The sequence below is a fragment of the Chryseobacterium hilariae genome, assembly GCF_051400735.1.
GTDB lineage: Bacteria > Bacteroidota > Bacteroidia > Flavobacteriales > Weeksellaceae > Chryseobacterium.
Window position 1 is genome coordinate 75,979 of sequence record NZ_JBLFFJ010000002.1, and the last position, 21,046, is coordinate 97,024.

15 protein-coding genes are annotated in these 21,046 nt (G+C 37.9%); 9 read left to right on the forward strand and 6 right to left on the reverse strand.

Translation table 11 applies throughout. The annotated features are described in order from the left end of the window. Positions 1–128 precede the first annotated feature (128 nt). Complete coding sequence (locus ACMGDK_RS07160; RefSeq protein WP_436807324.1) at positions 129–2,501, reverse strand: outer membrane beta-barrel protein; 2,373 nt, start codon at positions 2,499–2,501, stop codon at positions 129–131. Between the two features lie 139 nt (positions 2,502–2,640). Between ACMGDK_RS07160 and ACMGDK_RS07165 the strand changes: the two genes are divergently transcribed. Both ACMGDK_RS07165 and ACMGDK_RS07170 read left to right on the forward strand, forming a co-directional pair. Continuing rightward, complete coding sequence (locus tag ACMGDK_RS07165; RefSeq protein WP_436807325.1) at positions 2,641–3,957, forward strand: sensor histidine kinase; 1,317 nt, start codon at positions 2,641–2,643, stop codon at positions 3,955–3,957. Next, positions 3,947–4,630 carry a response regulator transcription factor gene (locus tag ACMGDK_RS07170; protein WP_436807326.1) on the forward strand — a complete coding sequence of 228 codons (684 nt, stop codon included), beginning with the start codon at positions 3,947–3,949 and terminating at the stop codon, positions 4,628–4,630. The genes ACMGDK_RS07165 and ACMGDK_RS07170 overlap by 11 nt, the downstream gene beginning before the upstream one ends. Before the next feature lie 7 nt (positions 4,631–4,637). Here ACMGDK_RS07170 and ACMGDK_RS07175 read toward each other — a convergent pair whose 3' ends face one another. The 4 genes from ACMGDK_RS07175 to ACMGDK_RS07190 form a co-directional block, all read right to left on the reverse strand. Next, complete coding sequence (locus ACMGDK_RS07175; RefSeq protein ID WP_436807327.1) at positions 4,638–5,465, reverse strand: endonuclease/exonuclease/phosphatase family protein; 828 nt, start codon at positions 5,463–5,465, stop codon at positions 4,638–4,640. A 435-nt stretch (positions 5,466–5,900) separates the two neighbouring features. After that, positions 5,901–8,099, reverse strand: a complete 2,199-nt coding sequence (locus tag ACMGDK_RS07180; RefSeq protein ID WP_436807328.1) for a M1 family metallopeptidase — start codon at positions 8,097–8,099, stop codon at positions 5,901–5,903. A gap of 85 nt (positions 8,100–8,184) precedes the next feature. Continuing rightward, on the reverse strand, positions 8,185–9,066 hold the full coding sequence (locus ACMGDK_RS07185; protein WP_034725829.1) for an SDR family oxidoreductase: 882 nt from the start codon (positions 9,064–9,066) through the stop codon (positions 8,185–8,187). Between the two features lie 175 nt (positions 9,067–9,241). Continuing rightward, positions 9,242–9,649, reverse strand: coding sequence for a DUF1573 domain-containing protein (locus ACMGDK_RS07190; protein ID WP_426049330.1), 408 nt, complete (start codon positions 9,647–9,649; stop codon positions 9,242–9,244). A gap of 170 nt (positions 9,650–9,819) precedes the next feature. On the opposite strand from ACMGDK_RS07190, the gene ACMGDK_RS07195 reads away from it, so the two are divergent. The 3 genes from ACMGDK_RS07195 (at position 9,820) to ACMGDK_RS07205 (ending at position 14,243) form a co-directional block, all read left to right on the forward strand. After that, complete coding sequence (locus ACMGDK_RS07195; protein WP_436807329.1) at positions 9,820–11,067, forward strand: sensor histidine kinase; 1,248 nt, start codon at positions 9,820–9,822, stop codon at positions 11,065–11,067. A gap of 17 nt (positions 11,068–11,084) precedes the next feature. Next, positions 11,085–11,765, forward strand: a complete 681-nt coding sequence (locus ACMGDK_RS07200) for a response regulator transcription factor (RefSeq protein ID WP_436807330.1) — start codon at positions 11,085–11,087, stop codon at positions 11,763–11,765. Positions 11,766–11,945: 180 nt separating this feature from the next. Beyond that, entirely contained in the window at positions 11,946–14,243 is a 2,298-nt protein-coding gene (locus ACMGDK_RS07205) for a GH92 family glycosyl hydrolase (RefSeq protein ID WP_436807331.1), read from the forward strand. A gap of 76 nt (positions 14,244–14,319) precedes the next feature. Here ACMGDK_RS07205 and ACMGDK_RS07210 read toward each other — a convergent pair whose 3' ends face one another. Beyond that, on the reverse strand, positions 14,320–15,657 hold the full coding sequence (locus ACMGDK_RS07210; RefSeq protein WP_436807332.1) for a dihydroorotase: 1,338 nt from the start codon (positions 15,655–15,657) through the stop codon (positions 14,320–14,322). Between the two features lie 219 nt (positions 15,658–15,876). Here ACMGDK_RS07210 and ACMGDK_RS07215 point away from each other — a divergent pair, with 219 nt between their 5' ends. The 4 genes from ACMGDK_RS07215 to ACMGDK_RS07230 all read left to right on the forward strand — a co-directional run bounded on the left by ACMGDK_RS07215 (position 15,877) and on the right by ACMGDK_RS07230 (position 21,021). Continuing rightward, positions 15,877–17,331: a lipopolysaccharide biosynthesis protein gene (locus ACMGDK_RS07215; protein WP_436807333.1), complete on the forward strand. Its 1,455-nt coding sequence runs from the start codon at positions 15,877–15,879 to the stop codon at positions 17,329–17,331. A gap of 162 nt (positions 17,332–17,493) precedes the next feature. Then, positions 17,494–18,510: a sugar phosphate nucleotidyltransferase gene (locus tag ACMGDK_RS07220; RefSeq protein WP_436807334.1), complete on the forward strand. Its 1,017-nt coding sequence runs from the start codon at positions 17,494–17,496 to the stop codon at positions 18,508–18,510. 109 nt (positions 18,511–18,619) lie between these two features. Beyond that, positions 18,620–19,462 (forward strand): lipoprotein insertase outer membrane protein LolB1, encoded by an 843-nt coding sequence (lolB1, locus tag ACMGDK_RS07225; RefSeq protein ID WP_436807335.1) that lies wholly within the window; start codon positions 18,620–18,622, stop codon positions 19,460–19,462. Then, on the forward strand, positions 19,459–21,021 hold the full coding sequence (locus tag ACMGDK_RS07230; RefSeq protein ID WP_436807336.1) for a peptidoglycan DD-metalloendopeptidase family protein: 1,563 nt from the start codon (positions 19,459–19,461) through the stop codon (positions 21,019–21,021). The genes lolB1 and ACMGDK_RS07230 overlap by 4 nt, the downstream gene beginning before the upstream one ends. Positions 21,022–21,046: the final 25 nt, after the last annotated feature.

A 21,046-nucleotide genomic window follows, 5' to 3' on the forward strand; every position in this document is an offset into this window, starting at 1 on the left:
GAAAAGGAATTTCTTTTATAATAATGTTTTATGGATATTAGTTTTATTTTTAGAAAGGAAGACAGATATTGAGAGATGAAACTTATTACATCCTTATGAATTTCTAAATCAATCAGTAACAATAATTTCTACAATCTATCCGCTTCATCTGTTTTCTTAATAGTCCTGGCATTCTTCACCGACTGGTTCCCGAAATTAAATTTCAGAGAAAGTGTGAATCCCTGGGTATCTCCGTAATCCAGGAAATAATTGTCCTGATTGGCATATTTTGTACTTATCTTCTGTCCCATACTCCGGAAAATATCATTAAAAATAAATGAAGCTTCCAGTTTTTTATCAAAGAATTTCCGGTTCATTACAAAATACGCAGACCATGCACTGGAAATTCTGAAAGTTCCCTGTATCCCGGGCGAATAGTATTTGTGACCCACTTCCATTTTCCAGTCATTACTTTTATCTAAGGTAATTGCTGTTGAAACATTAGATACCCAGTTCCAGACCTTATTTTTATACAGGACACCATCAAGCCCTTTGAAATAATTTTCGTTATGTTCCAGGTTTTCTGAAAGAATCATCGTCCACCACGGGTTGATCTGAAAGTTCTTGTACAGGCTGGCTCCAAAAGCCTGACCTTTTTCAATATTGGTAAAATAATAGATCAGATTATTCGTACTGGGTTCCTGATATGAAATTTCCATAGACGGATAGATCTCCTTTCTGTAGTACAAATCCAGATTCCAGCCTTTCCAGGAATAGGTCAGATTGAGATTATGAATAATGGTGGCTTTAAGTTTCGGATCTCCCTGATAATAGGAGAATAAATTGTAATACGACTTCGCCGGATTCAGCCATGAATAAGAAGGCCTGCTGATTCTTTTCCCATAGGAAAACCCAAATTCATGCTTACTTTCTGTAGAATACTGAACATAGAAAGTGGGAAAAAGACTCCAGTATTTATTTTTGTTGCGTTCGTAAGGCTCGGACACTACCCCTTCCAGATCCGTCATTTCAGCGCGAAGGCCACCTTTAAAATTCCACTTTCCGGGATTATAAGCCAGTGAAGAATAGACCGCAAAATTATGTTCCTTGTAATCAAACAGGCTGCTTTTCTCCGGACGCAATTGAAGTGAGCCGTTTTCGTTATCTGAAAAATCCAGTGCGCTCATTGTTTTCACAAAGCTGTACTTCGCTCCGGACTCTATTTCAAACTTTTTATCTTTCCACTGATAATCGGCCTGCGTGGAATACAGCTGAACATCCGTTTTATTTTGAGTGAAAAAATTATCATCCCTTGGCGTCTCCCCTGCAAAATTTAGGTGAGTGAGTACATTCTGATATTTTTCCACATTGTTTCCGGTAAAATAACTGATCCATGAAATACTTGCCTTCTTACCAAGTTTTCTGTCGACCTGAAAGCTCAGTGAATTATTAATCGTCCGGGAATGATGATCGTTAATGGTTGTATAATCCGATTCAGCAATATCCTGGTTATTGTAGATCAATGTGGGCACCACGTAAGTTCCAAAAGACTTCGGGCTGAAATACCCCGAATAATTCAGGCTCAGATTGGTCAGGCTGTCAATTTCATATTCCACATTGAGGTTGATGGTATTCTGTGCTTTGTTCCTGTCCTTTCTGTTCATGGTGCTTACCCATTTCTTCTGGCTTTCCTGGTAATTTACATAATCGGTTCCCTCACGGTAATATGTCCCAAAACCTCTGTAATAACTTCCCATCAATGAAAGTTTATCTTTTTTGTAATACTGGGAGATGCCTACAACCCCTTTTGCATACTGGGTCTGCACATATTTTGATGAAACAATTCCGCGGTAGCCTTCGATCTTATTTTTTTTCATCACAATATTCAGAACTGCGCTTCCGGATGCTTCATATTTTGCAGGTGGATTAGTGATGACTTCTACCGATTTAATTTCGTCTCCCTGTGTGTTTTCAAGAAAATTTTTGAGCTCATCACCAGTCAGCATTACCTTTTTATCATTGATGGTTACCAAAATTCCCGTTCCTCCTTTGATGGCGATCACATCATTGTTTATCGTAACACTGGGCGTCTTCTTCAATATCTCCCATGCATTAAGCGAAGAAACATTACTATTTTCAATATTGAATTCCAGGCGGTCTATTTTTCTGGTGACCATCGGTTTCTGTTTGGTCATGACGACAGCTTCTATTTCCTGAGTTTCCTTCTTAAGAATGATTTTTAAAAATCCGTTATCCTTTTGTAGATCCATTATTCTTTCAAAAGGAGTATAATCTGTTTTTCTAACAATTATTTTTACGGAATCAACAGCTATTCCTTCTAAATGGAACTGCCCGTCAGTATCTGTTTTCAGTGTTTTGATCAGCTCATTTTTTAAATTATAAATTCCGATATCCGCAGAGGATATCTTTCCATTCTCAGTATCCGTCACTGAACCTTTTATAATCTGCAGCTGTGCGGACAAGAGCATTGGGAAAAACAGGAAAAGAAAAACTTTATACATAATTGATTTTGAAAAGCATGGATGTTACTTTACTTGACGGTTCAAAATTCTGTATTTACCGAGAGAATTTCGGTTAATGGAAGGTTAATGATGGGTTAATACCGGCAAGGGAAAGACTAAAGTTTTATCTTTGTTTCAAATGATATCCAAAAGTAAGTATCTTATTGCCCTCTTCGCTGCCCTGTTCCTGCTTCTGCTCGGAATACAGGCGTATTTTATGTACAAAACGTATCAGGTAAAGGAACGGGAGATCTACAGAACCGTACACGAAGGACTTACCAACTACACTGATAAACTGGAAGACCTTGGCGGCATAGCAAATAAAACAGATGATTCTATCCAGAAGATTCTGATCAGATATCATGACAAAAAAATGAGCAAAAAAGACTTTTTAGCTTATTTTGAAAAAAACAGAAAGGCCAACGAAAAACATTTAAGCAATTATGTAGACAGCCGTTTTAAAAAAGAAGGGTATAAAATTGCTACAAAAACAGAATATATTTCTATCATTTATATTCCTGACAGCACCCACCTCATCAATCAACCCATCACAATATACGAAACCAGAAATAAAGTCACTACTCCCAAAATTTCCAATACAGGCAAATGGGAAACAACCTCAAGATCCAGTACTAAAGATGGCGGGCCCGGCCGAAACGATTCTTTTCTTCTAAAAAGCAACACTGGCTTTGAAATCTTAAACATCAAAACAATTATATTTAAAGAGCTTGCCCTGCTTACCATCTGTTGTGCCGGCATTCTTTTAAGTGTACTTTTAATTTATATTTTTACCGTTAAAAATTTAGCCCGTCAACAAAAACAGATAGAAATTCTCCACACCGTGGTGGATAACATATCTCATGAATTTAAAACTCCGATTGCCACTTTAAAGATCGCATCAAAGGCTTTAAAAAAGGAATGGAATCCCGAAACCCTACCACTCATCGACCGGCAGATCAACCGCCTTGAAAACCTGATGTTTCAGCTTCACAAAGATGAAACTGCTGAAGAACTTCTCTCCATAAAGCCTGAAGATTGGAGCTTTTTTGTAAAGGATCTCACCTTCACCTATCCTGAGACAAATTTTGAATTGACCAGCCAGGTTCCGGAAGAGCTTCCTTTTGACAAAAACCTCATGGAAACCCTGATTAAAAATCTTGGCGAAAACAGCGTGAAATATGGAGCCTCTCATATAAAAATTAATATCAGCGATAGTTCTCAACATCTTAAAATAGAAATCAGTGATAACGGTTATGGTATAGAAAAAAAAGAGCTCGATCATATTTTTGAAAAATTTTACAGGATCCAGTCAAATAATATTCATAATACTAAAGGTCTTGGATTAGGACTTTATTTTGTCAGAAAGATTGTAACGAAATACCTTGGCAGCATAGAAGTTTCCAGCCGCCCAAAAACTGGAACTACCTTTAAAATATCTCTTCCCCATGAAAACTAAGATCCTTTTAGCCGAAGACGATCCGGATTTCGGAATAATCCTGAAACAGTATCTGGAGCTGGAAGATTTTGAAGTAACGTGGTTTCAGAATCCGGAAGACATTGTCTGTCTTTTAAGGACAGATTTTCCTTTTCATATCGGCATTCTGGATATTATGATGCCTACAATCGACGGTTTTTCTTTAGCGAAAATGATCTTACAGGAGAAAAACAATTTTCCCTTACTTTTCCTGTCTGCCAAGAACCAGAAAATAGACCGTCTGATGGGACTAAAGATAGGAGCAGATGATTACATCGCCAAGCCCTGTGACCCAGAAGAGCTGGTTTTAAGGATCAAAAATATCCTGAAAAGGACCCAGCCTGCTGTTTCACCACAAATAAAGATCGGAACCTATTCTTTAGATACTGAAAAGCTGCTGCTTTCCCATCCTGAAGGAAATATTCGTCTTACAATTCGGGAACGGGAACTTCTTCTGTATCTTCTGAAACATAATGGTACAATGATTAAAAGAGATGACATCCTGGACAGCCTTTGGGAAACGAATGATTATTTTACGGGAAGAAGCCTTGATGTATTTATCAGCCGGCTCCGAAAATATTTTATGAATGATCCCCAAATAAAAATCCAATCCCTGAGAGGAATTGGATTTGAAGTTGATTTTCCGGTAAGCTAATCCCGAATTAATAAGAAAGCTCTGCCAATACCGGAAAATGATCCGATGGGTACAGCAGATTTCCCCTTCTGTCGTTGATGTGCCTCTGGGACTTTATTTTAAAGCCTTTTACAAAAATATAATCGATTCTGTCTTTAGGAATTTCATTCACATTAAAAGCGGTAAAGGTTCCTTTCGGCCCGTAAGGTTTTGTTTCGGAATGATAAAAGCTGTCATTCAGATTCTGGGAAAGGATCTTTATCGGCTCAGAATCTTCTGTTAAATTAAAATCCCCACATAAAGTTACGGGAAGGTTTTTAGGATTCATCTCTTTGATCTTCTTCAGAATAAGTTCAGAAGATTTCACTCTTGCCACATTTCCGATATGATCAAAGTGTAGATTCATGGCCAGGAATTCTTTCTTGGATTTTTTATCTCTAAAAAAAGCATAGGTACAGATTCTATTAAGAGCTGCATCCCATCCTCTGGAAGGTATTTCCGGTGTTTCCGAAAGCCAAAATGTCCCGGATTTCACCACCTGAAGCCTGTTTGTATCATAAAAAATAGCCGAGAACTCTCCTTTTTCCTTTCCGTCATCTCTTCCTACTCCTACATAATCGTAATTCTTAAGGCCGGCCTTAATATCTTTCATCTGCTCGGGAAGCGCTTCCTGAACTCCGAAATAATCGGGATGATAATAATTTAACAGATCCACAGCATCCTGTTTTCTTTCTGTCCAGGCATTTTCTTTATCTGATGTAACCTGCAGCCTGATATTGAAACTCATTACTTTAAGATCCTGCGAAAATCCCAGTGCAAATAACAGCAGGGATACGATTGAAAATCTGAAATTCATAATCTTATTTTAATTAGAATAACAAAAATAGAATATCTTTTTGAGAGACCATGAAGGTTGGGGAATACATTATTATTAATTAATTTAACTACGAATTCGATAAAGGCTTTAATAAACACATGGATAAACAAAGATTTTAAAGTATAAAGTTGATCAGCCGTTTCACTTATACATAGCAATATGTAGGAAATATTTTGTATTCCTTTGCTGAATGAAATGCCTCTGTTTTCCTTATTATACGTGAACTCAGGTTGAATAAAAAAAGAAATTAAAGCAGATGAAAGTGAAGAATCACAGTTTAATTTTATAAATATTTAATCATATACCCGGCAATCATTGAGCTAAAATCCAACAGTACTTCCACCTATCTTACTTATCAAAAGACCTAAACTTCAAGCGAAGTTCAGGTCTCTCAATAATATTTAAAGCTATGTTTTATTCTTTGGTAAATTTATATTCCCTTCCGGCCTGTTTAAAAATAAGATCCTTTTTATCCTTACTAAATACCAGTGTTATTCCAGCTTCATTAAAAGTAAACTGATTACTTCCTATATATTCTAGGGGAAATTCCGGCTGATTTCCTGCTTTAAGATAAAGCTGGCCGTTTTTATCGGTAAAGACCAATTTGATGGGGTCACTTGCAATTCCATATGTTCCTGCAAAATCTTTTGTATTGATCTTTTCAATGGGCTTTGTCTGTACCGAAGGCCAGATATTATTTTTCGGATTAACATCAGGAACCAGAGAATCCGGATCCAGCATTACCTCACTAATTTCTTTACCTGAGTTTATATTGAACAGCCATTCCGTATTGCGTTTCCAAACTTCGACCGGGATTTTTACAACCTGTTTCGTACCGTCTTTAAATTTCACCTGAACCGTTGTAGGCATGGGAAGCTGTCCAAGATTTTCAACTGTGATCTGGGCTCCGTTTTTAAAATCCCCGTTGATGTATTTTACCTCTTTAATAGACTGATCGATCTTCCATTTATTGATAAACCACCCTCTCCAGAACCAGTTCAGTTCTTCTCCGGAAACATTTTCCATCGTATGGAAGAAGTCCCAAGGTGTAGGGTGCTTGAAAGCCCATCGGTCGATGTAGGTTTTGAATGCTTTATCAAATTTTTCAGGGCCTAAAATTGACTCTCTTAATATCTGTAGCCCCATCCCAGGCTTAAAGTAAGCCAGAACTCCTATGCTTCTCTCCTTCATATTGTCTGGTCCTACCATGACTGGTTCAATATTATCCCCCATCATAAAGCCTCCACTCTTGGCAATATCTTTCTTCTTATAGTATTCTCCGTTATTAAAAGCTTTTGTCGACAGCTCATTGATAAAGGTATTAAAGCCTTCATCCATCCATGCAAACAGTCTCTCATTGGAACCTACAATCATCGGAAACCAATTGTGCCCGAACTCGTGATCCGTAACTCCCCAAAGATCTTCACCGGCGGAATTCATATGACAGAATACAATTCCGGGATACTCCATTCCACCTTCATTTCCTGCTACATTGGTTGCTGCCGGATAGGTGTATTCATACCATTTTTGAGAATAATGCTCGATAGCAGCTTTTGTATATTCTGTAGATCTTCCCCACGCTTTTTCGCCTGCGCTTTCCGCAGGATAAGCAGATATAGCTACAGATTTTTTACCACTCGGAAGGTTTATTTTTGCTGCATCCAGAATAAATGCAGGGGATGAGGCCCATGCAAAATCACGGGTCTGATCAATTTTAAATTTCCATGTTTTTGTCCCTGAAGCCTGATTTTTCCCGATTTCGGATTCCGGACGGATCATGACAGTTTTATCGCTGTTTCTGGCTTGTTCCCAACGGTTATTTTCTTCTTTACTGTATACTTCTTTATAATTCAGAAGTTCTCCGGATGCTACTACATAATGATTGGCAGGAACTGTAATATTAGCGGAAATACGACCATATTCCAGATAAAATTCTGAAGCTCCAATGTAAGGAAGGGTGTTCCAGCCCATAACATCATCATATACACACATCCTTGGATACCATTGGGCTATAGTAAATATTTTACCGTTTTTAGTATTCTGAACTCCCATTCTGTCCGATCCATATTCTGGCGAAGTAAAGGAATATTCAATTTTTATTTTAGCAACACCGCCTTTAGCTTTCAGTTCTTTAGGAAGATCGATCTGCATTCTGGTATCGGTAATCGTGTATTTTACGTCTTTACCGCCAAGCTTTACAGATTTAATTTTATAGCCTCCATCCAGTTCTTCACCGTGAGCTCCGTTTCTGCTTCCTGACGGCGGAACAACTGCGTTGCCACGGGAATCTTTTGCAAATAAATTCTGGTCAAGCTGCAACCATAAGAAACCTAACTGGTCGGGACTGTTGTTGGTATAGGTTATTTCAGCTGTTCCGGTAATTTCGTTTTTTGCATCGTTAAGGCTTACATTCAGGTCATAATCTGCCGAGTTCTGCCAGTAAGCATGCCCCGGCTGTCCACTCGCAGAACGGGTTTCTGTACCGGTCTGGGGATAAAAGAAAGGCTTGAATGCCTCTACATAACTGTATTTCGGAGTCTCCTGTGCTAAAGCAGATCCTGAAAACAGGAAGACTGCTGCCGCTGCGATAAGGCTTGGAAGTTTATAATTCATTGGAATAAGTTATATTATTTCTGTGATAAGTTATAAAAAAACCCGGAATCGTTACAACTCCGGGTTCATTTTATAGATATTTTAATTAGTTTGTTTTTTTAGCTTTAATCATCGCTTCCAGTGCATCCCACATTTCTTTTGGAATATCTTCAAGCATATTGAACTCTCCGGCTCCCTGAAGCCACTCGCCACCGTCAATAGTTACTACTTCCCCATTCATATATGCAGAATAATCTGAAACCAGATAAGCGGCAAGGTTAGCCAGCTCCTGATGTTCCCCTACTCTTCTCAAAGGAACTTTTTTTCTCATATCGAATTTTTCCTGAAGATCTCCCGGAAGAAGCCTGTCCCATGCTCCTTTGGTAGGGAAAGGTCCCGGTGCAATTGCATTGAAGCGGATCCCATATTTTGCCCACTCTACCGCTAAAGATCTGGTCATTGCCAAAACTCCTGCTTTGGCACATGCTGAAGGAACCACATAAGCAGACCCTGTCCATGCATAGGTTGTTACAATATTTAAAACAGTTCCCGGGCTTTTAGAATCAATCCAATGCTTACCGATGGAAAGGGTACAGTTTTTTGTTCCCTTTAAAACAATATCCAAAATAGAATCAAAAGCCGAATGTGTCAGTCTCTCTGTCGGAGAAATGAAGTTTCCAGCTGCATTGTTCAGTAAAATATCTATTCTCCCGAATTCTTTCAATGTAGCTTCTTTCATAGCTTCCACCTCATCCCAGTTTCTCACGTCACAGGCAACACACAGGACTTTACCGCCAGTCTCCTCTTCCAGCTCTTTTGCAGTCCCTTGTAATTTCTCCAAATTACGGGAAGTAATTACCACTTTTGCTCCCAGTTCCAGAAAATATTTGGTCATTGCTTTTCCAAGGCCGCTTCCGCCTCCCGTTACAATCGCGACTTTATCCTGTAATGCACCTTCGCGCAACATTGGCTGTGTATATAAATTCATATGATCTTATTTTTTCCTAAAAATACTAAATATTGAATGGATGCGGTTTAAAATAATGGGATAAATAATAATGTTATAAATAGTTATTCTCCCGCTATATTTAAAATCATAAAAAAATAACCCTGTAACGGATTACAAGGTTATTTTTTATAATGGCCTGGTCGTAAAACTTTTATTATGAAACTACTCCTTTGAACGAAAGTGTTTTCGGAGTTTTGCTCTCGCTGGTCGTAACATTCACTGTTTTCATAAATGCACCTTTGCTTGCCGCATTATAACTGGCTTCTACAAATCCTTTTTTTCCAGGAAGAATTGGTGTTTTAGTATAATCCGCTGTTGTACATCCACATGAAGGAGCTACATTCTCAATAACAATCGGCTTTGAAGAAGTATTGGTAAATTCAAATCTGATTAGCTTAGGTTTTCCCTGAGGAATGGTTCCTACGTCTATAGATTCTGATTTCCATTTAATAGCATCAGCAATCATTTTTACTACTGAATTGCTTTCAACAGGAAATACATTGGCATAAAACGGAGAGAATGCCAAAACTGCCAAAAGGGCTGTGATTTTTAATTTTTTCATGAGTATAAATTTTAAGAGTTACAAGATTTAAAAGAATCAGTTATCATCTTTTGATACAGCAAATGTAAAGCGGATTGTCCATACAACTTGTTAATCACTATCAAACATTTGTTAACGAGTTGTTAATGATAAAAAATTAATAGATATTTTTGGATAATATTGCTCCAGAAATGGAAATTAAAAAACTCAATATTATTATAACGCTCGGGCTCTTTGCTATCATTGGAATTATGACGGCTCAGCTTTTATGGACCCGGCAGGCCTATAATCTTGAAGATAAAAAATTTAACCAGAAGGTTAATATCGCTTTACTGGAAGTTGTGGAAAAATTATCCGGTGGAAAAACTTCTTTTACTGAAAATCCGGTACAGAATATTGCCAACGATTACTACGTAGTGAATATTAACAATGAATTTCATCCCGCAGTTCTGGAACACTATCTGAAGACAGAATTTACCCGTTTTCAAATCAATACAGATTATACGTATGCCTTATACAATTGCCGCAGCGATAAAATGATATACGGGAAATATATTTCGAGCCATCAGGAAAGTCCCGATAATAAGATGATTAATTTTCCAAAACATAAAAACCTGATCTATTACTTTTCCATACGTTTTCCTGATAAAACGACCTACCTGATAAGTTCATTACGGTTTTGGTACTTACTTACACTGGCACTCTTCATCATCCTTCTTGTCTATGTTTATTCTATATACACGATTATCCAGCAAAAAAAATTCTCAGAACTGCAGAGGGATTTCATCAATAATATGACCCACGAGTTCAAAACCCCTTTATCTTCAATACTTTTAGCATCAGAAGCTCTTAATAAACAAAATGTAATTCAGGAAAATCCCAAACTGGAAGCCTACACCTCCATCATTATTAATCAAAGCTACAAGCTCAATAACCACATTGAAAAAATATTGAATATTGCGAAAAATGATGCTTCGGGGTTGTCATTAAAGCCTCAGAAAATTGTATTGCTTCCATTTATTCAGGAAATTGCAGATACCTTACATCAAAAGAATGAAAACCTCACGCTCCATATAGATATTGAAGATAACCTCTCAATTATCGCAGACGAATTTCACTTTACAAATATCATTTACAATATTTTGGACAACTCTATTAAATATTGTGATACGAAGCCCGATATTACCATTTCAGCAAATAAAGATTCAAAAGGTTTATATTTAAAGTTTAAAGATAACGGAATGGGGATTCCTGCTAAAAACATCCCTCATATTTTTGACAAGTTTTACAGGGTCAGCACAAAAAAAAGTGATGAGGTCAATGGTTTTGGGCTAGGCTTATTTTATGTTAAAAAAATTGTTCAGCAGCATCAATGGAAAATTTCGGTTGAAAATAATCCGGATAAAGGAATTACCGTCACTCTGTTTTTTCCGTTTTAAATTAATAATGGTAAGCAATGGAAAAATCTAAAATTTTATATGCAGAAGATGACAAAACTATAGCTTTCCTCATCCAGGACAGCCTGGAAAGCTATTATGATATAGACCATTACCCGGATGGAAAATCTGCCCTTGAAGCTTTCAACAGCCAAAATTTTGATATCTGCCTGCTGGATATTATGATGCCTGAACTCAACGGATTTGAGCTGGCACAGCACATTCGTAATAACAACTCCGAAATCCCTATTATTTTCATTTCTGCAAAAGTGTTGAAAGAAGACAGAATTAAAGGCCTCAAGATAGGCGCTGATGATTATCTGGTAAAACCGTTCAGTATAGAAGAATTAATTTTAAAGATTGAGGTTTTCCTGAAACGCACCAGAAAAACTGATATCTCTCCGCTAAAATACAAGGTGGGGAAATATGATTTTGACCCTAAGAACTACACTCTGAAGGATACAGGAAGTACCATTACCCTTACACAAAGAGAATCTGACCTGCTCTTATATTTTATCCGCCACAAAAACACGGTTGTAAAAAGACAGGATATACTGAAGGCAATCTGGGGAGATGATGATTACTTTATGGGACGCAGTCTGGATGTATTTATTTCCAGATTACGAAAAGTTTTTGCGGACGAACAAAATATAATCATTGAAAATCTACACGGAATTGGTTTCCGGTTTTCTGAAAAATAAATGAAATACACATTTGTCTTACTGATATAAAACGAATTGCCTTGCTTATCTGTAATTGAACGGATTGCTTTCCAAAAATCTTTGCCTATCCTTGCGATAATTAAAACACAAAGCAATACAAAGATTTATAGATTATTCTTTGATTTTGATTACTTTTATCATTCGAAAATTTACTTATTCATGAAAAATTCGGGAACTTCTGTTTTTCTATTATTTTTATTATTTAGTTTAAATTTTAAAGCTCAACAATTCGAAAAGCTCTATCAATATGTAAACCCGTTAATAGGAACTGAAAAAATGGGCCATACCTATCCAGGTGCTACCGTTCCCTTCGGAGCTGTACAGCTGAGCCCGGAAACTGATACCATTTCGTATGAACTCAATGGAAAATACAACGGTGAGGTTTATAAATACTGTGCGGGATACCGCTATGAAGACAAAACCATTGTAGGTTTCAGTTCAACGCATTTCAGCGGAACGGGACATTCTGATCTTGGAGATTTTCTGATTATGCCGACGGTAGGGAAACTACAACTGAATCCGGGAACAGCCTCACACCCTGAAAACGGCTACCGAAGCAAATTCTCCCATGAAAACGAAAAAGCTGAAGCCGGATATTATAAAGTAAAGCTCGACGACCATAATATTCTTGCAGAACTGACTGCCTCAACAAGAACCGGAGTGCACCGGTATACTTTTCCAAAATCTGATCAGGCGCATATTATTTTAGACCTGACCGCAGGAATTTATAATTATAAAGGTAAAAATGTATGGACTTATGTACGTGTAGAAAACGACGGTACTGTTACCGGTTATCGGCAGACGAATGGTTGGGCAAGAACAAGAACGGTTTATTTTGCTATGAAATTCTCAAAGCCATTCAAATCATACGGGCAGAAAAACTTTGACGGACCGCAGGTCTACAGAGGGTTCTGGAGAAAATTCGACCAGAATAAAAACTTTCCTGAGATCGCCGGCAAAAACCTGAAAATGTATTTTGATTTCGATACTCAAGAGAACGAAGCTGTCGAAGTAAAGCTGGCCATTTCTCCCGTAAGCCAGATCAATGCATTGGAAAATCTGGAAAAAGAAACCGGGAATTTATCTTTTGATCAGATAAAAGCAAAAGCCCAGGAAAACTGGGATAAAGAGCTGAATAAAATTGTCATCAAAGGTTCCGAAACAGAAAAGACGAACTTTTATACGGCAATGTACCATACATTTATCAGCCCTACCACTTACATGGATATCAATGGGGAATATAAAGGATTAGACCAGAATATCCACAAAGCAGAAGGCTTTACCAACTATACGACTTTCTCTATCTGGGATACGTACCGTGCCCTTCATCCTTTCTTTAATATCATTCAGCCAAAAAGGAATAATGATATGGTGAAATCCATGATGGCCCATTATGATCAGTTCTCTATGAAAATGCTGCCGATATGGTCCCATTATGCCAACGACAACTGGTGTATGAGCGGATACCACAGTGTAAGTGTAGCAGCCGATGCGGTGATCAAAGGAAATTATAACGGTGACCCCAAAGAAGTATTGAAAGCCTGCATCGCTACAGCTAATAAAAGGGATTATGAAGGCATCGGTTATTATATAGATATGGGGTATATTTCGGCTGAGAAAAACGGAACTTCAGTTTCCAATACCCTGGAATATGCTTATGATGACTGGGCGATCGCTCAGCTCGCAAAACATTTAGGCGAAACCGAAATTTACAATCAATTCATCAAGCGTTCTGAAAACTGGAAAAATAATTTTGATCCGAAAGCCGGTTTTATGCGTCCCCGTCTAGCAGACGGAAGCTTTAAAAAAGATTTTGATGTCCTGAGCACCCACGGGCAAGGCTTCATTGAAGGTAACTCATGGAATTACAGCTTTTTTGTCCCGCAGAACCCTGACGGGCTTATGCAGATGATGGGTGGAAAGAAAAAATTTGCTTCAAAGTTGGACGAACTTTTCACAATGCATCTTCCTGACGAATTTTTTGCAGATACAGAAGATATTACCCGTGAAGGAATCATCGGTGGCTATGTCCACGGAAACGAGCCGGCTCACCACGTCGCGTATTTTTACAACTGGGCAGGACAGCCCTGGAAAACCCAGGCTCAGATCCGACGTATTTTGGAAATGCAGTATAAAGCTACACCCGATGGACTCGGTGGAAACGATGATGCGGGACAAATGAGCGCGTGGTATATTTTAAGCTCGCTAGGATTTTATCCTGTAGCACCGGGTTCTGAAGATTATGCGATTGGAAGTCCAGCCGTAGATCATGCAGTTTTGAATCTGGAAAACGGAAAAACGTTTGAAATTGAAGCCGTTAATCAGGGCCCGAAAAACGTATATGTTGAAAAAATTCTTCTGAATGGTAAAGAGATTAAGAATTTTACCCTAAAACATTCTGAGATTACAGCTGGTGGAAAACTAACGTTTTATATGAATGCCAAGCCTAAGAAATAGATCTTTTTTTTAATCATAAAAAAGGCAATATGCTATACACATTTTGCCCTTTTACTATTTCATTTTTGCCTTTCAATTATGCTTCTGCTTCAAAGAGAAGTCTTTCCCCAAATTTTCCTTCAGCAATTTTTCCGTTGTCATACACAAGATGTCCATTCACAAAAGTCTGGGTCACTTTAGAGTGTAAATTCATTCCTTCCAGCGGGCTCCAACCACATTTGTACAAAAGATTGTCTTTAGCTACAGTCCAGTCTGCATTTAAATCAACCAAAACAAGATCTGCTTTATACCCTTCTCTTACAAAACCTCTTTTCTCAATTCTGAAAAGTATCGCGGGATTGTGGCACATCTTTTCAACGATTTTTTCCAAGGAAATTTTTCTGGAGTGATAATTTTCCAGCATTACCGGTAAGGAATGCTGTACCAAAGGCGCACCGGAAGGGCATTTTGTATATGGATTGAGTTTTTCTTCGGCCGTGTGCGGAGCATGGTCTGTAGCAATTACATCAATTCTGTCGTCCAGAAGAGCTTCCCACAGTGCATCCTTATCTTTCTGAGTTTTTACGGCAGGATTCCATTTGATCAGAGAACCTTTAGTTTCGTAATCATCGTTGGTAAACGTCAAATGATGGACACATACTTCAGCTGTAATTTTTTTATCTTTTAAAGGAATATCATTTCTGAACAGCTCCATCTCTTTTGCTGTTGAAAGATGGAATACGTGAAGCCTCGCTCCTGTTTTTTCCGCCAATTCAATGGCTTTGGAAGAAGATTTATAACAGGCTTCTTCACTTCTGATCAGGTGATGGAACTTTACAGGAATATCTTCTCCATATTCATCAAGATATTTCTGGGTATTGGTTTTGATCGTAGCTTCATCTTCACAATGAACAGCGATCAGCATTTTTGTGCTGCTGAAAATATTTTCAAGAGTTTCCGGATTGTCTACCAGCATATTTCCGGTAGAAGAACCTAAGAATAATTTAATTCCCGGAACATTTCTCGGATTGGTCTTTAGAACTTCCTCAAGATTATCATTCGTTCCGCCCATCATAAAACCGTAGTTCGCGTATGCTTTTTTAGACCCTATTTCATATTTATCGGCCAGTAATTCCTGAGTAACAGCATTAGGAACTGTATTTGGCTGATCTATAAAGCTTGTAACACCTCCTGCAATGGCTGCTCTGGATTCAGTTTCAATATCTCCTTTGTGCGTTAGTCCCGGATCTCTGAAATGCACCTGGTCGTCTATTACACCCGGCAGAAGATATTTTCCGGAACCGTCAATGGTTTGATCTGCTTCCTCAGAAATATTGGGGCTTATTGTAGAGATAAGGTCATTTTCTATTAAGATATCGCTTTCGAAGATCTTACCTTCGTTCACAATCTTTACATTTTTGATTAGGGTCTTCATTTTTACTTTTTATAGAAATTAAGGTTAGATTATTAGAAGTTAAATGTCAGAAAATTTTTAAGCCAAAAATTATAAGTGATTGGTAAACTGCAATCACTAATTTTTAATTTCTGATATCTAACATCTATAAAGAGCAAAATTAAGGTTTATGAATGAATTTTAATGTTGTCGATTATAAATCAATTTCTAAATATTTACATTTGCATAAAATTTTCGAGTTTGTATAAGAAGTTATTCGGCCAGACCGCCGTATATGGGCTTAGTTCAGTATTAGTCCGTATTTTCCCGTTCATCATTGCACCAATTGTTACAAAGGCTTTCGGGCCTGCTGCTTCATCGCCTTTTGTAGACTGGTACTCCATCGCAGGAGTGATTACGGTGCTCCTTACCCATGGTATGGAAACCTCTTTTTTCAGGTTTGCACAAGAGGAAAGCATTGACAAGAAGACATTAATTTCGACATGTTCGGTAAGCATCATCAGCATTGCCTTGATCTATCTTGGTTTAGGATATGTCTTCCGGAACGAACTTGCAGTAGCTTTTGAAACTCCGGATCAGGTCAATTATCTCGTTATATTTTTATTCATCCTCTCCCTGGATGCCTTTTCTACAATTCCTTCGGCTATATTAAGGCTACAGGGGAAAGCATTTAAGTATATGTTTTCCAAAGTGGCCGGATCTGTAGTTTACTTTTTACTGGTTATATTTTTTATCCAGTGGCTGCCGAAACATCCGGAAGGAATTCTCGGTTTAAAATACGATCCGCAATTAGGGGTTGGCTATGTGTTCATCGCCAATCTAGTACAGAGTATTATTACATTATTAATTGTAGGAAAAGAATTTTTCAGTTTCAGTATTTCCAAATTTGATTTTAAATTATGGAAAAGAATCATGAGCTATTCTTGGCCTGTAATGATCGCAGGACTGGCAGGAATCGTTAACCAGACTCTTGACAGACAGTTTCTGAAATATCTGCTTCCTCCTGACGAAGCACGCCACCAGATCGGAGTATATGGGGCAGTTTATAAAATCGCCACCTTTATCACGGTTTTCCGGCAGGCCTATCAGCTGGGTATTGAACCTTATTTCTTTTCAAGTTTTAAGAATAAGGATTCACATAAAACCTATGCTGTATTAATGGATGTTTTTGTGATATGCAGCTGTATCATTTATATGGGACTCATGGTGAATCTTCAGTGGATTTCAGAAAAATACCTGAGTAACCCGCTTTATTATGAAGGCATTGAAATCATACCATTCGTAATGCTGGGTGCTTTATTCCTGGGGATTTATCTTAATCTTTCCATATGGTATAAATTATCCGACCAAACCAGAGTCGGTTTATATATTTCTGTGATAGGAGCCTGTATTACCGTTTTCATTAATTTTTTCTTTATCCCTGAATATGGCTATTGGGCAAGTGCCATGGCTGCGTTGATCACTTTTATGTCAATGATGGTCATTTCATACGTCTGGGGACAGAAGCAATATCCTATTCATTATAATACAGGGAAAATTGCCCTTTATCTGATCTTTACAATCACATGTTCACTGGTATCCTTTTACTTTTTCAGAACCAATTATGTGATAGGAAATTTACTTCTACTTCTTTTTATTGCTTTGGTAGCCTATAAAGAAAAGCCTATTTTATCTAAAATACTGAAGAGATCTTAAGATATGGCCTCTAATTTGATACTATTGAGTTCTTAAAAAAAATTAAACAGAAGATTGATAAAGATGATAAATATTACGATCAGCAATGATTTTAATTATTACCTTTAGCCTAATCAAAATAACAAAATAACAAAATAACAAATAAACATTGTCATATTATTTATGAAAATAATTGTTCCTATGGCTGGACGTGGTTCCAGATTACGTCCACATACACTGACAGTTCCAAAACCTCTTATCCCGATTGCAGGGAAGCCCATTGTACAGAGACTGGTAGAAGATATTGCTAAAGTGGCAGGCGAAAAAATTGAAGAAGTAGCATTTATCATTGGAGATTTCGGACCGGAGATTGAAAAATCTCTCCTTCAGATAGCCGAAAAACTGGGAGCAAAAGGCAGTATATATTACCAGAATGATCCGCTTGGAACAGCACATGCCATTAAATGTGCGGAAGATTCCATGCAGGGAGATGTGGTAATTGCTTTTGCAGACACTCTTTTCCGTGCAGATTTCCAGCTGGATAAAAATTCGGACGGGGTGATCTGGGTAAAAAGTGTAGAAGACCCATCAGCTTTCGGAGTGGTAAAATTAGACAATTACGGTTTTATTACCGATTTTGTTGAAAAACCTCAGACTTTCGTTTCAGATCTTGCCATCATCGGTATTTATTATTTCAACAGTGCTGAAAAACTGATGAACGAAATCAATTATATTATGGATAATAATATAAAAAATGGTGGTGAGTACCAGCTGACAACAGCACTGGAAAACCTTAGAGCAAAAGGAGCAAAATTCACTTTAGGAAAGGTAAATGACTGGATGGACTGCGGAAACAAAAATGCCACTGTAGAAACCAACAGCAAAATCCTTGAGTATGAAAGAGAAGCAATGCTTAATCACCCTGCATCAGCAGTTATTGAGAACTCATTGATCATTCAGCCTTGCTTTATCGGTGAAAACGTACAAATTTCCAACTCAAAGATTGGCCCTGGCGTATCACTGGGAAATAATACAGTTATTGTCAATTCCAATATTGAAAATTCCCTGATCCAGGAAAATACCAGAATCAACCACGGGAATCTTTCCAACTCAATGATTGGAAATTCCGCACAGTATTTTGGAGTTTCCAGAGAAATCTCTTTGGGTGACTACTCAGTTTTAGATTTTTTATCTAAATAAGATCAGAAATAATTAATATAAAATAAGATACATCCAAACCACATAACATCTGTTGTGTGGTTTGGCGTTAATATTGCAGCGTATTTTTTTTAATCGAAAGACAAAATACATGAAAAACTGGATCCCGATACTTCTCCTTTTGCTTACCCTATCATCCTGTAAAACAAGAAATGCAGCTAAAAACAATGGCAGCAATCAGGATAGTACCGCTATAGCAGAAGATAATAGAAATCCCAAAGATGCCAATGAGCCGGTGAGAGACAAGCTTACCTTCTACGAGCATGTACTTCTTCCACCAAAATTTGACCAGATCAAAATCAACAGTAAAGTAAATGTGGAAACCGGAAACTTTATCCCAACCCTTGATGCTGTCATCTATATTGAAAATGATAAAAAAGTATGGATGAATCTTCAGGCATTTTTATTTACTGTAGCAAGAGGTATTGCTACCCCTGAAGGAATCAAAGGACAGGACAAAACCAGTAAGACTTACATTGATTCAGATTTTGATTATTTAAATAACTTGCTAAATGTAAACTTCATCGATTACAAATCGCTGGAAAAAATATTGATGGGGAGAACCTTTGTGAAGATCAGTGATTCCCAGTTTACCCTGACCAAAAACATGCAGGGCTTTAAAATGGTTTCCAATACCAACCAAAAAATTGTCACAGACCAGAAAACCAGGGAGTACAAAATTGAGCTTCAGTATGGTGCCAATTATGATCTGCTGAGTGTGAATTTAAAGGATGTTTTATCTCCTGATGAACTGGAAATCTCTTACAGCAACTGGGATGAATACAATGGAATCCGTCTTCCAAAAAATGTTAAAATAATTATAAAAGGTTCAAAATCTAGCCAAATTTTACTAGAAAACACGAAATTTGACTTTTCGAGGATGGAAACAGCTTATTCTGTACCATCCAGTTACAAGAAAATTGAGATTAAATGATTAAAAAATTTAGCTTTTTAATAGGTATTCTACTGTTTGGCCTGCATCAGGGACAGCAGAACAAGGAACAGCTTCAAAAACAGAATGCCGATCTTAAAAAACAAATTGTACAAATAAATACAGACCTGGCGAAAACCAGAACTGAATCTAAGCTTTCAGTAGCCTATCTTAATAATGTCAATAAAAAATTAACCTTAAGAGAAAAGGTATATACCAACACTCAGAAGGAAAAAAGATTTATTGAAGATGAGATCTATCTGCGTCAGCTGGAAATCAACCGTCAAAACAAAGAACTGGCAGTTCTCAGAAAGAATTATGCTGAAGTTCTTGTCAATGCATACAAAAACAAAGGGGTACAGAACAAGGTAACCTTCATTCTTTCGTCCAAAAATTTGGGTGAAGCCATCAGAAGAGTTCAGTACCTGAAACAGTACGCGGACTATCAGGATAAAAAAGCTGCAGAGATAAGCAATGCAGCTGCACAGATCAAAAAATCAATCGCACAGAAACAGAACTCCGCAAGAGAGAAAGAAAATCTTCTGGCCAACCAGCAGAAAGATCTAGCAACCATTAATGCAGAAAGAGCACAGAAAGAACAGCTGCTGGCAGATTTCAAGAAAAACGAAGCCAAGCTTACCGTGGAGCTTAAGCAGAAGCAGGTTCAGTCTAAAGCCTTAGAAGGTCAGATCAGAGCCATTATCGCAGAAGAAATCAGAATAGCAAAAGCAGAAGAAGAAGCCAGAAGAAAAGCAGAAGCAGAAAAAATCCGTATGGCTAAAATAATTGCGGAAAGAGAAAAAGCCAGAATTGAAGCTGAAGCAAAAGCCAGAGCTGAAGCATTGGAAAGAGAAAGAAAACTCGCTGAAATTGAAGCTAAAAAAGCAGCCGATCTTGCCGCTAAAAGAGCTGAAGAGGAGAAAAAACGTAATGAAGAGGCCGCAAGAGCAGAAGCCAGTGCAAAAGATGAAGCCAGAAGAGTGGCTGCAAAAAAAGCATCGGACGAAGCTAATGCAAGAGCAAAAGAAGCATCTAATAAACTCATTGCAGCAAGAGCAGCAGAAGCCGCACTGAATAAGAAAAAAGAGGAAGAGAAAAAAGCCGCTGAAACCAAAGCAATGACCAGCTATGGAGTGACTACAACTACAGGTAGCAGTTTTGCAGACAGCAGAGGAAAACTTGGCTACCCTGCAGACAGGGCCGGGCAGGTAACCCACCGATTCGGAAGACAGCCACACCCGGTTTTCAAAAATATTGTTGAAGAAAATACAGGTATTAAAATATCAGTGCCATCCGGTACCCGTGCAAAATCTGTATATCCGGGATCCGTCTCCTCCGTATTGGCAAATAGTGACGGAACAAAAACTGTTATGGTAAAACACGGAAGCTATTTTACAATCTATTCCAACTTAGGAAGCGTAAGCGTATCCAAAGGGCAGCAGGTTTCTTCCGGTACTCCCGTAGGTACTGTAGCTCAGGATTTCGATGGTTCTTATACCCTTGACTTCCAGGTATGGAACGGAAATACGCCAGTTGATCCATTAGGTTGGATTTCATATTAAAAAAAGCGTAACTTTGCAAAAATCT

Excerpts from the sequence above, each read along its gene's own strand:
- ACMGDK_RS07160 (WP_436807324.1), bottom strand. The coding sequence starts at position 2,501 with ATGTATAAAGTTTTTCTTTTCCTGTTTTTCCCAATGCTCTTGTCCGCA.
- ACMGDK_RS07165 (WP_436807325.1), top strand. The coding sequence starts at position 2,641 with ATGATATCCAAAAGTAAGTATCTTATTGCCCTCTTCGCTGCCCTGTTC.
- ACMGDK_RS07170 (WP_436807326.1), top strand. The coding sequence starts at position 3,947 with ATGAAAACTAAGATCCTTTTAGCCGAAGACGATCCGGATTTCGGAATA.
- ACMGDK_RS07175 (WP_436807327.1), bottom strand. The coding sequence starts at position 5,465 with ATGAATTTCAGATTTTCAATCGTATCCCTGCTGTTATTTGCACTGGGA.
- ACMGDK_RS07180 (WP_436807328.1), bottom strand. The coding sequence starts at position 8,099 with ATGAATTATAAACTTCCAAGCCTTATCGCAGCGGCAGCAGTCTTCCTG.
- ACMGDK_RS07185 (WP_034725829.1), bottom strand. The coding sequence starts at position 9,066 with ATGAATTTATATACACAGCCAATGTTGCGCGAAGGTGCATTACAGGAT.
- ACMGDK_RS07190 (WP_426049330.1), bottom strand. The coding sequence starts at position 9,649 with ATGAAAAAATTAAAAATCACAGCCCTTTTGGCAGTTTTGGCATTCTCT.
- ACMGDK_RS07195 (WP_436807329.1), top strand. The coding sequence starts at position 9,820 with ATGGAAATTAAAAAACTCAATATTATTATAACGCTCGGGCTCTTTGCT.
- ACMGDK_RS07200 (WP_436807330.1), top strand. The coding sequence starts at position 11,085 with ATGGAAAAATCTAAAATTTTATATGCAGAAGATGACAAAACTATAGCT.
- ACMGDK_RS07205 (WP_436807331.1), top strand. The coding sequence starts at position 11,946 with ATGAAAAATTCGGGAACTTCTGTTTTTCTATTATTTTTATTATTTAGT.
- ACMGDK_RS07210 (WP_436807332.1), bottom strand. The coding sequence starts at position 15,657 with ATGAAGACCCTAATCAAAAATGTAAAGATTGTGAACGAAGGTAAGATC.
- ACMGDK_RS07220 (WP_436807334.1), top strand. The coding sequence starts at position 17,494 with ATGAAAATAATTGTTCCTATGGCTGGACGTGGTTCCAGATTACGTCCA.
- lolB1 (WP_436807335.1), top strand. The coding sequence starts at position 18,620 with ATGAAAAACTGGATCCCGATACTTCTCCTTTTGCTTACCCTATCATCC.
- ACMGDK_RS07230 (WP_436807336.1), top strand. The coding sequence starts at position 19,459 with ATGATTAAAAAATTTAGCTTTTTAATAGGTATTCTACTGTTTGGCCTG.